This window comes from Streptomyces sp. NBC_00433 (assembly GCA_036015235.1).
Lineage (GTDB): Bacteria > Actinomycetota > Actinomycetes > Streptomycetales > Streptomycetaceae > Actinacidiphila.
Map to the genome: position 1 here is coordinate 3,793,338 of CP107926.1, position 13,241 is coordinate 3,806,578.

7 protein-coding genes are annotated in these 13,241 nt (G+C 73.3%); all 7 read right to left on the minus strand.

Going from position 1 to position 13,241, the window contains the following annotated elements:
- Positions 1-18: 18 nt before the first annotated feature.
- Positions 19-1,623: a glutamine-hydrolyzing GMP synthase gene (gene guaA, locus OG900_15705; protein WUH91407.1), complete on the minus strand. Its 1,605-nt coding sequence runs from the start codon at positions 1,621-1,623 to the stop codon at positions 19-21.
- A 418-nt stretch (positions 1,624-2,041) separates the two neighbouring features.
- Positions 2,042-3,856, minus strand: coding sequence for a GMC family oxidoreductase (locus OG900_15710; protein ID WUH91408.1), 1,815 nt, complete (start codon positions 3,854-3,856; stop codon positions 2,042-2,044).
- Positions 3,857-3,871: 15 nt separating this feature from the next.
- Entirely contained in the window at positions 3,872-5,491 is a 1,620-nt protein-coding gene (locus OG900_15715; GenBank protein WUH91409.1) for a succinic semialdehyde dehydrogenase, read from the minus strand.
- A gap of 319 nt (positions 5,492-5,810) precedes the next feature.
- The gene (locus tag OG900_15720) at positions 5,811-7,370 is read right to left on the minus strand and encodes a serine/threonine protein kinase (GenBank protein WUH91410.1); all 1,560 of its coding nucleotides are present in this window, start codon (positions 7,368-7,370) and stop codon (positions 5,811-5,813) included.
- 106 nt (positions 7,371-7,476) lie between these two features.
- Complete coding sequence (locus OG900_15725; GenBank protein ID WUH91411.1) at positions 7,477-9,471, minus strand: protein tyrosine kinase; 1,995 nt, start codon at positions 9,469-9,471, stop codon at positions 7,477-7,479.
- Between the two features lie 106 nt (positions 9,472-9,577).
- A complete protein-coding gene (locus OG900_15730; GenBank protein ID WUH91412.1) occupies positions 9,578-11,455 on the minus strand; it encodes a serine/threonine protein kinase in 1,878 nt (625 codons plus the stop codon).
- A gap of 85 nt (positions 11,456-11,540) precedes the next feature.
- The gene (locus OG900_15735; GenBank protein WUH91413.1) at positions 11,541-13,232 is read right to left on the minus strand and encodes a serine/threonine protein kinase; all 1,692 of its coding nucleotides are present in this window, start codon (positions 13,230-13,232) and stop codon (positions 11,541-11,543) included.
- Between the last annotated feature and the right edge of the window lie 9 nt (positions 13,233-13,241).

The following is a 13,241-nucleotide window of genomic DNA, read 5'->3' on the forward strand; positions in this document are numbered from 1 at the left end:
GGGGAGGCCGCCTGGCGGCTACTCCCACTCGATGGTGCCCGGCGGCTTGCTCGTGATGTCGAGCGTGACCCGGTTGACGTCCTTGACCTCGTTGGTGATGCGGGTGGAGATACGGGCCAGGGTGTCGTAGGGCAGCCGGGACCAGTCGGCGGTCATCGCGTCCTCGGAGGAGACCGGGCGCAGCACGATGGGGTGGCCGTAGGTGCGGCCGTCGCCCTGGACGCCGACCGAGCGGACGTCGGCGAGCAGCACGACGGGGCACTGCCAGATCTCCCGGTCGAGGCCGGCCGCGGTCAGCTCCTCGCGGGCGATCGCGTCGGCCTCGCGGAGCAGGTCGAGGCGGTCGCGGGTGACCTCGCCGACGATGCGGATGCCCAGGCCGGGGCCGGGGAAGGGCTGCCGCTGGACGATCTCCTCGGGCAGGCCCAGCTCCTGGCCGACCATCCTGACCTCGTCCTTGAAGAGCTTGCGCAGCGGTTCGACCAGCTGGAATTCCAGGTCCTCGGGGAGGCCGCCGACATTGTGGTGGGACTTGATGTTGGCGGTGCCGGTGCCGCCGCCGGACTCCACCACGTCGGGGTAGAGGGTGCCCTGGACCAGGAATTCCACCGGGTGGTCGCCGGGCGCCTCGGCCACGATCTCGGCCTGCGCCTGCTCGAAGACCCGGATGAACTCCCGGCCGATGATCTTGCGCTTCTGCTCCGGGTCGGACACCCCGGCCAGCGCGGCCAGGAAGCGCTCGGAGGCGTCCACGACCTTGAGCTGCACCCCGGTCGCGGCCACGAAGTCCTTCTCGACCTGCTCGGTCTCGCCCTTGCGCATCAGCCCGTGGTCGACGTAGACGCAGGTCAGCTGGCTGCCGATGGCCTTCTGGACCAGGGCGGCCGCGACAGCGGAGTCGACGCCGCCGGACAGGCCGCAGATCGCCCGGCTGCTGCCGACCTGGGCGCGGATCAGCGCGACCTGCTCGTCCACCACGTTGGTGGTCGTCCAGGTCGGGGCCAGGCCCGCGCCGCGGTAGAGGAAGTGCTCGAGGATCTGCTGGCCGTGCGCGGTGTGCAGCACCTCGGGGTGGTACTGCACGCCGTAGAGCCGCTTCTCGTCGTTCTCGAAGGCGGCGACCGGGACGACGTCGGTGGACGCGGTCACGGTGAAGCCCTCGGGCGCGGCCGAGCACGCGTCGCCGTGCGACATCCACACCGACTGCTCGTCGGGGGTGCCCTCGAAGAGCGTCGAGGCGGGCCTGGACACGGTCAGCTCCGTACGCCCGTATTCGCGCGCCCCGGTGTTGTCGACGGTGCCGCCCAGCGTCGTCGCCATCAGCTGGAAGCCGTAGCACATGCCGAAGACCGGCACCCCGGCCTCGAACAGCGCCCGGTCCAGCGTCGGCGCGCCCGGCTCGTAGACCGACGAGGGGCCGCCGGACAGGATGACCGCCTTCGGGCCCTTGGCCAGCATCTCGGCGACCGGCATGGTCGAGGGCACGATCTCGCTGTAGACCCGCGCCTCACGCACCCGGCGGGCGATGAGCTGGGCATACTGCGCCCCGAAGTCGACGACGAGGACGGTGTCCGTCGCGGCCTCGGTGCTGGGGTCGGGGGCGGCGGGGGTCGCAGATGCCACGGGCTGCCTTCCGGCGGTTGCTGCAATGGGGTCGGGTGCCAATTCTACCGTCGCCCCGATCGGCCCCATGACCCCGCACACCCCGGGGACCCTTTCGAGGGGGATCACCCAAACGGCACGTGACCGGCCGACGGCCCCTTCGTTGGAGGTGGTGTCCGTGCCAGCCAGGGGCGGCAACCCGACACCACGCGTGGAAATGGACACCGCCCAGACGCAGCTGGGCGGGGTGTGACCGGTGCGATGAGGCGGCCCGCAGCGATGCGCCCGCCGTGGGACCTCGCGCCGGCGCCAGTGACCGGACGGCAGGGGACAGCAGCCCGGTCACGATGGGTAAAGAGGCGGTCGGTACCGGGGACGCTCGGAACCGGCCGCTCTGCGAAGAGAAGACCGCGAAGCACACATTACAGCTTGTTCTGGGCTATTCGCCGGAAACGGTCCGCGCCGGCGGCACCGCCGGAATCGGCAGCAGCGGCAGCCGCAGACCGCCGAAGGCGTCCTCCGGCACGACCGGGGCGACCGGCCTGACCGCGGCGATCCTGCGGTAGGCCTCGCCCTGGGCGGGCCGCGGGTCCGCCTCGCCCCTGTTCGGCCACAGCGACATCGCCCGCTCCGCCTGCGCGGTGATGGTCAGCGACGGGTTCACACCGAGATTCGCCGACACGGCCGCGCCGTCCACCACGTGGATGCCCGGGTGCCCGAAGAGCCGGTGGTAGGGGTCGATCACACCGTGCTCGGCGTCCTCGCCGATCGGGCAGCCGCCCAGGAAGTGCGCGGTCATCGGGCGCTGCGTGGCCTCGCCGACATTGCTGCCGGGGAAACCGTTGATCTGTTCGGCGATCAGCCGGGCCGCCTGCGCACCCTCGGGGATGTGCACCGGGTTGGGCTCGCCGTGGCCCTGCCGCGCCGTCAGCAGCCCCTTGCCCAGGCCCTTGGCCTTGCGGTAGGTCGCCAGCGAGTTGTCGCTTGTCTGCATGACCAGGCCGATGATCGTACGCTCCGACCAGCGGTAGTTGGACAGCGAGCGGAGGGCGAGCACCGGGTGCTTGGCGTTGTTGCCGAGGAATTCCAGCCAGCGCGGCACCCTGCCGCGGTAGGGCGCCGCCAGCAGCGACAGCGAGCCCATCGAGTTGGAGCCGCGGCCGTAGCGGACCGGCTCGATGTGGGTGTGGTCGTTGGGGTGCACCGACGAGGTGATCGCCACGCCCCGGGTGAAGTCCAGCGGCCGGTCCGGGTGCTTCCTGCGGTAGCGGCCCGGCGTGGTCTGGGCGCCGACCAGCGCCTCGGAATTCGTCCGGGTCAGCTCGCCGAGCCGGGCCGACATCCCGGGCAGCCGGCCCGCGTCCCGCATCGCGTGCAGCAGCGTCTGCGTGCCGTACGTGCCCGCCGCGACCACCACCTGCCCGGCCCGCAGCACCCGCCGCTCACCCTTCTTGCGGCGGTCGGTGGGCACGGCGGTCACCCGGTAGCCGCCCTCGGGATCCTCGGCCAGGTCGACGACGGTGGTCATCGGATGGACGACCGCGCCGGCCCGCTGCGCCAGGTGCAGGTAGTTCTCGTTGAGGGTGTTCTTGGCACCGTGCCGGCACCCGGTCATGCACTCCCCGCACTCGGTGCACGCCCGCCTGGACGGCCCCGCCCCGCCGAAGTACGGATCGGGGACCTCCTCGCCGGGCGCCGCCTTCTGCCGGCCGTCCGCGTCCTGCCCGTCGCCGAAGAAGACGCCGACCGGGGCCAGGTGGAAGGTGTCGCCGACGCCCATCTGCTCGGCGGCCGCCCGCAGATGCACGTCGGAGGGCGTCACCGTGGGATTGAGCCGCACGCCGAGCATGCGCCGCGCCTGGTCGTAATACGGCGCCAACTCCTGCTGCCAGTCGGTGATGTGGCCCCACTGGCGGTCCTGGAAGAAGGCCGCGGGCGGCACGTAGAGGGTGTTGGCGTAATTCAGCGACCCGCCGCCCACCCCGGCGCCCGCCAGCACCAGCACATTGCCGAGGACATGGATGCGCTGGATGCCGTAGAGGCCGAGAGCGGGCGCCCACAGGTAGTTCCTGACGTCCCAGGAATTCCTGGGCAGTTCGTCGCGGGCGAAGCGGCGGCCCGCCTCCAGCACGCCGACCCGGTAGCCCTTCTCGGTCAGCCGCAGCGCCGAGACGGCGCCGCCGAAGCCGGAGCCGATGACGAGGACGTCGTAGTCCTCCCCGCGGCCGCTGTCCTTGCCGTCGTCCTGTGACACCAGTGCCTCCCGCGCTCAGCGCATCCGGAGCTTCTTCATGAGCCGCAGCGAACGGGTCAGGAAGGCCGCGTATTTCTCGTCGTCCATGCCGAAGGCGGGCGCCATGGGAAGCAGCCGCTGCGTGGCGACGGTCTGGGCCTCGGTGAACTTCAGGATGCCCTCCGAGCCGTGCCTGCGGCCGAGCCCCGAGTCCTTCATGCCGCCCATCGGGGCGCGCACACTGCCATAGGCGGCGGCGTAGGCCTCGTTGACATTCACCGTGCCCGAGCGCAGCCGGGCCGCGATACGGGCGCCGCGCCGGGTGTCCCTGGTCCAGACGCTGGAATTGAGGCCGTAGTCGGTGGAGTTGGCCCGCTCGACCGCCTCGTCCTCGTCACGGAAGCGGTAGACCGAGACGACCGGCCCGAAGGTCTCCTCCGCGCACACCGCCATCGGCGCCTCGACGCCGTCCAGGATCGTCGGCTCGTAGACGTAAGGCCCGATGTCCGGCCGCGCCCGGCCGCCCGCCAGCACCTTCGCGCCCTTCTCGCGCGCCTCGTCCACATGGCGCGTCACCACGTCCAACTGCCGCCGGCCCACCAGCGATCCCATGCCCGCGCCGTACGCCAGCGCCGTGCCCAGCTTCAACGCCTTGGTCTTGGCGGCGAAGCGGGCCAGGAAGGCGTCCGCCACGGACTCGTCGACGAACAACCGCTCGATGGAGATGCACAGTTGGCCCGCCGAGGCGAAGCAGGCGCGGACCGCGCCGTCCGCGGCCTTGTCCAGGTCCGCGTCGCGCAGCACCAGCAGCGCGTTCTTGCCGCCCAGCTCCAGGCTCGCCCCGACCAGCCGGGCGGCCGCGCGCTGCGCCACCTCGCGACCCGTGCGGGTCGAGCCGGTGAAGGACACGTAGTCCGCGTGGTCGACCACGGCGGGCCCCACGACCGGCCCGTCGCCGATCACGATCTGCCACACGCCCTCGGGCAGCCCCGCCTCGATCATCTGCTCGCGCGCCCACAGCGCGGTCAGCGCGGTCTCGGTGTCCGGCTTCATCACCACGGCATTGCCCGCGACCAGGGCGGGCAGGGCGTCCCCGACCGACAGCTCGAACGGGTAATTCCACGGGGCGATCTGCCCCACCACCCCGCGCGGCTGCCGCAGCTCCACCGTACGGGTGAGCGTCGGGATCGCGCCCTGGTGCCGCTTCGGCCCCAGATACGCCGGGGCCCTGCGCCCGTAGTGCCGCGCCGCCATCGCGACGACCTGCACCTCCTCGTGCGCGTGCAGGCGGGCTTTGCCCGTCTCGACCTGGATGAGGTCGAGCACCTCGGCCTGCCGCTCCAGGACCAGGTCGTGGAATCCGAGCAGCACCGCGGCCCTGCGGCGGACCGGCGTCCGGGCCCAGGCCGCCTGGGCGCGGCGGGCCCTCGCGAAGGCCTCCGCGACGTCCTCGGGCGACGCCTCCGGAAACTCGGCGAGCCGCTCGCCGGTGAGCGGCGTATGGCTCACCGTCCTGGTCTCCCCCGGCAGCCCGCGCGTCAGCCGTGCCAGCACCTCCGGTGTGACGACATCCCCCGCGACCCGCGACCCGAGTGGCGCGGCCGGGTTCCCGTCCTGCGGTGCGATCGCTTCTGCCAGCTCCGGGGAATCCGTCATGCGGGTGAGGTTACGACGCCACCTCACTGCGTGGCTACCCGTGAGTAAGCCGATTTCTTCCCCTGCTCAGGTTTCCGCCACCTCCCGCTGGCATGTTCCCCGCCGTGGCCGCCCGGCCTGGGGTAACCCTCGGTAGCGGGCGTCCCCACTTGCGCCGCGTGAGTGGCTTGTCACGCAGTTCCCCGCGCCCCTGGGTGATTGCCCCTTGCGGTGGCGTTGCTTTCCTGCCCGCCTCGCCGGCGGGGCGCGCAGTTCCCCGCGCCCCTTGTGGCCTGCGTCCCCCTACGCCCCGCATCGGCCCCTGGAGGGTGAGCGTTTTTCAGGGGCGCGGGGAACCGCGGAGGGGGGTGAAGGTGGCGCGGGCCGTGTCGAAGGTGGTGCGGGTCGCCTCGACCTGCGTGACGGGTCCCGAGACCCACACGTCGTACATGCGCCCACCTTGCGTCCAGCAGAGATCGAACGTACGGCGGGCACCGCCCCCCTCGGGGAAGCCGTCGTAGGTGAATTCCCAGAGCGCGGCCTCGTGGCCGTTCTGCGTGGTCCGCGTGATGACGCCGTCACGGTAGCCCGCGTAGATGCCATGGGCGCCGCGCGCCGCCACGTGCTGGGCGTGCATGACGGCGTACGGGCCGCCGGGGTCGGGGTCCTGGACGCGTTCACCGAAGCGGAAGGCGTGGTCGGGCGACCAGTAGTAGACGCGGGGCTTGACCTCCTGCCGTACGTAGCCCGCCGGCAGGGCGACGGAGAAGCCGCGCTTGTCGGTGACCGTGAGGAAGCCGACCGGCAGGGAAGGAGCGGCGGGAGTCGCGGACGGCGCGGGCGCGGGCGCGGGTGTCGACGGCAGGGTCGTCGCCGGGGAGGACGGAGGCGGCGGCGCGGCCGCGTCGTCGCCCCGGGTGACCACGAGCGCCGCGGTGCCGCCCGCGACGACGGCGATCAGGACGGCCGCCGCCAGCCCGGCCAGCACCCGGCGCTTCCGGCCGCGCGGCCGGGACGGCGCGTCCTCGACGGGGAGTTCGGGCGTCGGCGCGTCCGGGGTGGGCGGCTCGACGCCGGTCTCCGCGTAGGCGACCAGCACGGTCTGCACGTCCGCCGCGGCCATCCGGCGGGCCGGGTCCCTTTCGAGCAGCGCGCGTACCACCGGCAGCAGCGGGCCGACCGTCGCCGGCGGCATGATGTCGGCGAAGGCGACGGCGTGCACGATCTCGCCGATCGACTCCCGCTGGAAGGGCGAGTGGCCGTCGACGGCCGCGCACAGCAGCGCGCCCAGCGACCACAGGTCGGACTCGGGCCCCGCGGACCGGCCGCCCGACATCCGCTCGGGCGCGGTGTATTCGGGCGAACCGACGAAGGCCCCGGTCTCGCTGATCGTGGCGCTGCCCGGGATGTGGGCGATACCGAAGTCGGTGAGGACGACGCGGCCGCTCGCGCGGTCGACCAGGACGTTGGCGGGCTTGACGTCGCGGTGCTGGATGCCGTGCGCGTGCGCGGCGAGCAGCGCGCCCGCGACGGCCGCGCAGATCCTGGCGGCCTCGCGGGGCGCCAACGGACCGTCCTCGCGCAGGATGTCGGCCAGGGAGCGGCCCTCGACCAGCTCCATCACGATCCACGGGCGGTCGTCCTGCTCCACGACGTCGTAGACGACGACCACGTGGGGGTGGCGGATACTCGCGACGCTGCGGGCCTCGCGCAGGGCGCGGTCGTGCTGGCGGCCCGACTCCGGGTGCAACTCCTTGACGGCCACCTGGCGGTGGAGCAGTTCGTCTGTCGCCGCCCATACGGTGCCCATGCCGCCGCGGCCCACGCGTGCGGTGAGGCGGTACCGCCCCGCGACGACATCCTGGGGTGCCGCGGCCCCCCGCCCCCCGTCACTCGCCATGCTCCCATCATGCCGCACCCCGGCACGGCGCTGCCGCGGACTTCACAGTTGCGGCCCGGTGGTGGGACGGGCGGGGCCGGGGAAGCCGGGGGGGACAGCGGGGAGGTCAGGACGTCGTGTAGGTCTCGACGACCTTGTCGAACGCTCGCTGCACAGCGGCCCGCTGGGAATCGGGGCCGTAGATGAGGATCACGTGATAGCGGCCGTCGATCTGGACGGCGAGATTGCGGGCGTAGACGGACACCTGGTTCGCGTCCCGCCAGGTGTATTCGCCTTCGGCAGCGGGGTGACCGCCCACGGTCACAGCTTGAAGACCCGCCGCCGAGGACCAGGAAGACGCGCGGAAATCGGCGAGCTCGGGCTCGATCAACTGGTAGGCCAGGGGATCGTCCGCGTCGCCGGACGCCTTGTCGCGGCCCGGCACGACGGTCATCGTGAGGTCGCTCCCGGTGAACCGCACCTGCCCCTTGCCATTCTTGCCGGCGCGCTGCCACCCGGTGTGGACGGCGACGGTGAAGCCCGCGGGGTCGGTGTGCAGGGCGAAGTCCGAGCCCAGGTCGGGGGGCGGCGGCGCCGCCGTGGTGGGGGCCGCGTGGGTGGGCTCCTTGGTCGGCGGCGGCTTGGCCGCGGTAGGCGACGCGGAGGCGGACGCCGACGCCGAGGGCGACTTGGCCTTGTCGCCGCCGGAGCCCGGCATCTGCGCCGGCACCGTACGGTCGCCGCCCGCACCGCCGTCGGTGTCGTCGCGGTGCGGCAGCAGCAGGACCACGAAGACGACGAGCGCGACGAGCACCGCCAGGACCAGCACCAGAAGGCGGGCGCCGAGCCGGCGCGGGGCGGCGGCGGAGCCGGCGGAGGACGAGGAGGAGACCACCTGCTCCTCGTGGTAGTGCTCCTGGCGGACCTCGCTGCGCCGCACCTTCTCCCGCTTGTCCTTGGCGACCTTGGCCTGCTTGCCGCGGGCGTGCCTGCGGTGCTGGAGGCCGGCGGGGTCGGCGGCCTCGCGGCGGCGGCGCCGGACCAGCTCGCCCTTGCGGCGCTTGACGGGGAGCTTGGCCGGGTCGGTGGGGACCTGGACGGTGTTGGCGCCGATCTCCGGCTCGGGTGCGGAGCGGATGAGGGAGCGGAGCCAGCCGCCCAACTCCTCGGCCTCGGGCCGCTCTTCGGGGTCGGGCCGCAGCAGGGACTCGACGACGGGCCGCAGTGGTCCGCATTCCTCGGCGAAGGCCGGCGGTTCGGCGCACACGAGTTGCACCAGCTCGGCGGCATTCTCCTCGGGGTAGGGCGGGTGGCCCTGGACGCTGCGGAAGAGCAGGGAGCCGAGCGCCCACAGGTCGGCGGCCGGGCCGACGGGGGGCGACAGCCGCCAGTTCTCGTGCACCGGGTGCGCCTGCTCCGGCGCCCAGCGCTCGGTGACGGCGCCGACGACGGTGATGCGGTTCTGCCGGGCCCGCTCCTGTTCGAGCGCGGACCGCGGGCCGTGCCAGGCCGCCGGGTCGCGTACGACCGGCTCGGCCGCTTCCGCGGAGCCGCTCATCGCCGGCACTTGCTCGGGCAGCGGGTCGTAGCCGCAGAGGGCTTCCTGGGCGGCGCCGGCCGCCAGGCCGCCGAGCATGGCGCGGCCGTCGTCGCAGACCAGCACGGTGCCCGCGGTGACATTGCGGTGGGTCCAGCCGCCGGCGTGCAGCGCGCGCAGCGCGGTGAGGACGTCGGAGGCGACCTCGGCGGCGCGGTAGGCGTCGATGGGGCGTTCGGCGAGCAAGGCGGCGAGCGGGCGACCGGACACCAGTTCGCTAGCGATCCACAGGCTGCCGTCCTCGACGAAGATGTCGAAGACCTGCACCAGCCGCGGGTGGTCGGCGATCGCGGCGGCGGCGCGGGCGGCCTCCAGGGCGCGGCGGGAGCTGTCGTCCAGGCCGTCGGGGTCGCTGTCGCCGGTGTGTTCGGCGGCCACCACCTCGGGCAGCAGCACCTGGCGGACCAGGACTTCCTGGCCGCTGTAGGTGTCGAAGGCGCGCGTCTCCACGAGTTCGTACTCGTCCGCGGGCGGCCTGGGCAGCCGGTAGCGGTCGGCGAGCACCCGCCCTGCGTATTCGTCCACGGCGCCCCCTCCCTGGCCCGGTCGGACTGCGGTACGAACCGGTCACGTCCGGGCGGTTCCGGATGCGTACAGTTCGCGCCCCTTCACGATACGTGCTGCGGCGCGCTCACTTGGCCGGTTTGAACGTGTCGAGGACGACGTCGCGAATGTGCCGGTTCGCATCGCTGTTCCACGTGCCGGTGGGGAAGTCGAGCAGCAGGGCGTAGCCGTGGTGAGCGTCCGTCACCATGCCTCGGTTCTGGACACGCACTTGCGTACCCGCAAGCGTCCGCTTGTACTCCCAGTCCGCGGTGTCGTATCCACGGTAGTCGGCCTTCCTGACGCCGATCAGCTGGTAGCCGGACAGCGTCGGGCCGACGGTCTTGGAGTCGTGCTGCCATTTGGCGAGCGCGCTGGGGCCGGGGGTCGGTGTGAAGTCGACCAGCAGTTCGCCGCCCGCGGGACCGGCGAAGAGCGTGCCCGTGTGGTAACGGTTCTGGGCCGCCGGCACCCGCTTCCAGTCCGCGGGGATCGCCACGGAGGCCTTCCCTGCACCTTGCACGAGGGTGAAGCCGGCGGGCGGGGCGCCGGGGCCGCCGGCCGGGTCGGCGGTCGCGGACGGCTTGCCGCCCTTGCCCGCGGAGTCGTCGGCCGCGTCGTCACCCGAGCCGGAGCCGGAGTCCGAACCGGAGCCGGCGGCGGGCGTGCTCGCCGGGGCCGACGGCTTGCGGTCGGCGCCCGGCTTGGCCGGCGCGGACGTCGGGTCGCCGTTCTTGGTGTCGCCGCCGTCCTTCCCGCCACCGGAGTTGGCGAGCACCACGCCTATCACCGTGCCCAGCAGGGCGAGTACGAGGACGGTGACGCCGATCAGCAGGGTGCGGCGGGGGACGACGTCGGTGATCGAGGCGCGGGCGGGCGGCGGCGCGTCGGCCGGCATGCCGGGCTCCGGCGCGGGCTTGGCCGCGGCCTTCGCGGCGGGCTTGGCGGGCTTGGCGGGCTTGGGCGGCTTGGCCGCGGCCTTGCGTACCGTACGCAGCGCCTCGCGCACCCTGACCTGCTCGGCCGCCGTCCGCCGGGCGGCGGCGGGCGCGTCGGTCGGGGTCGGCTGCGGGTCGACGGGCAGTACGGCGGTGGGGGCGTCACCGGTGGGGGCGGGCGGTGCGACGGGCCGGTCGGGGGCCTTGGCGACGCCCTCCAGCATCCTGCGGGCGGCCTGCTCGTCGAGGCGCTGCTCGGGGTCCTTGGCCAGCAGCCCGGTGATGACGGCGGCGAGCGGTCCCGCATTCTGCATCGGCCCGACGGGCTCGGTCATCACCGCGGTCAGGGTGGCGATCGCCGAGCCCTTGTCGTAGGGCGGGCGGCCCTCGACGGAGGCGAAGAGCAGCGCGCCCAGCGACCACAGGTCGGCGGGCGGGCCCGGCTTCTGGCCGCGGGCGCGCTCCGGCGAGATGTACGAGGGCGCTCCGACCAGCATGCCGGTCGAGGTGACCGAGGGGTCGCCGTCGATCTGGGCGATGCCGAAGTCGCCGAGCACGACCCGCGAGTCGTCGGCGATGAGCACGTTGGACGGTTTGACGTCGCGGTGCAGGATGCCCTCGCGGTGTGCGGCGGACAGCACGTCGAGGATGACGAGCCCGACCTCCGCCGCCCGCTTGGGGGTCAGCGGGCCGTCCTCGCGGATGGCGTCGGACAGCGACCTGCCCTCGATCAGCTCCATCACGATCCACGGCCGGTCGTCCTCCTTGACGACGTCGTAGACGGTGATGGCGCCGGTGTTGCGGATCCGGGCGGTCGCCTTGGCCTCGCGCAGGGTGCGCGTGACCATGCGGCGCTTCTCCTCCTCGTCCACATTGCCGGGGAAGCGCAGTTCCTTGACGGCGACGGTGCGGCCCAGGGTCTCGTCGACCGCGCGCCAGACCGTGCCCATCCCGCCCTTGCCCAGTACGCCGTCGAGGCGGTACCGGTCGGCGAGCACGCGTCCGTCGGTACCTTCGGCCTCGCTCATGGGTTCCCTCTGCAGTCCTGCGGTGTGAATCCCCATCATCCCCGATGGAGGTGCGGAGACGCGAATACGGAGATCGGGCCGCGCGTCAGTCCTGCTGCCGGAAGCCGGCCAAGGCGTTGTCGAACACCCGCCGGTAAGTGGACCATTGGGAATCGGGCGCGGACAGGTACACGGCGTACTCGCGGCCGCCCTCCTCGCCGAAGCCGATGTCGAGCGCGTGGAAGAGGGTGCCGGTGGTGGCGCCCCTGAAGGTGAACTCCCACAGGGCGGCGTCCTGGCCGGACGGGGTCTTGGTGGGCGCCATCCGCTCGCGGTGGTAGTGCTTCACCTGGCTCTCGGTCTGCGGCTCCAGATCCTTCCAGTGCTGGTAGGGGTCCGGTCCCGCGAAGTCCAGGGCGCTGATCTTGAGGGCGACGGTTTCGGTGGGGTCGACGTAGCTGATCTGGTCGCCGTTGTCGGTGACCTTCTTCTTCCAGTGGTCGGGCACGGGCACGCTGTAGCCGTGGTCTGCCTGGTGCACCAGGTGGTAGCCGGCGGGGACGGGCGGCGGCTCCGGCGCGGTCGTGGGCGGGTCGCTGGTGGGCGGGGTGGTGGCCGGTTCCGTGGTGGCCGGGGTCGTCAGGGTGGCGGTCGGGGCGCCGGTGGTGCCCCCGTTGCCGCCGTCGTCCCCGCCTGCGGCGTCCGAGCGGTTGGCCCGGTCCACGGCGATGGCGACGCCCCCGGCGATCACCGCGACGGCGACCGCGACGGCGACCCAGCGGCCGGGGCGGCGGCGGGCCGGGCCGTGCTGCGCGTGCTGCGGCTCGTGCGGGTGCTGGGCGTGCTGGGCGTGCTGGCCGGTCGGATGCGGTCCCGGTGGATGCGTGCCGTCGCTGTGGGGGCCGGTCCGCGGCTCGGACGGGGAGAGCCGCCGGGTGATGCCGACCTGCTCGACCAGCGCGGTGTCCTGCTCTCCGGCCGGTATCCGCAGCATCCGCTCGGCCTCTTCCGCCGACAGCCGCTCGCCGGGCTCCTTGGCCAGCAGGCCGGCGATCACCCGGGTCAGCGCCCCGGCGTTCGGCGCGGGCACGACGGGCTCCTCGGCGATGGCGTACGCCGTCTCGATCGCGGTCGGCCGGCGGAAGGGCGAGGCGCCCTCGACGGCCTGGTAGAGCGTGGCGCCCAGCGCCCACAGGTCGGCCTCGGGTCCGGGCATGGCGCCGCGGATGCGCTCGGGCGACAGGAAGTCGATGGAGCCGATCAGCTCGCCGGTGCGGGTGAGGGTGGAGGTGCCGGACGCCTGGGCGATGCCGAAGTCGGTCAGCACGACCCGGCCGTCCTCGCCGAGCAGCACATTGCCGGGTTTGACGTCCCGGTGCAGCACCCCGGCCCGGTGGGCGGCCCGCAGCGCCGCGATCATGCCGCGGCCGATCCGGGCGGCCTCGGCGGGCGGCAGGGCGCCGCGCTGCTTGAGCAGCTCGCCGAGGGTGAGCGAGGGGACGTACTCCATGACGATGGACGGCAGGCCGTCGTCGTCCACCACGTCGTGGACGACGATGACGTTGGGGTGGCTGATCCTGGCGGCGGCGCGTGCCTCGCGGCGGGTGCGCTCGAAGAGCGTGGCCACTTCCTCGTCGGCCATGTGCGGCTGCGGCGGGTGCAGTTTCTTCACCGCGACCTGGCGGTCGAGGAGTTCGTCCTCGGCCCGCCACACGGTGCCCATCCCGCCGCGGCCGATCCGCTCCATGAGCCGGTAGCGGCCCGCGACCAACCGCCCCTCGTCCGCGGGTCCCACCATGTCGCGCTC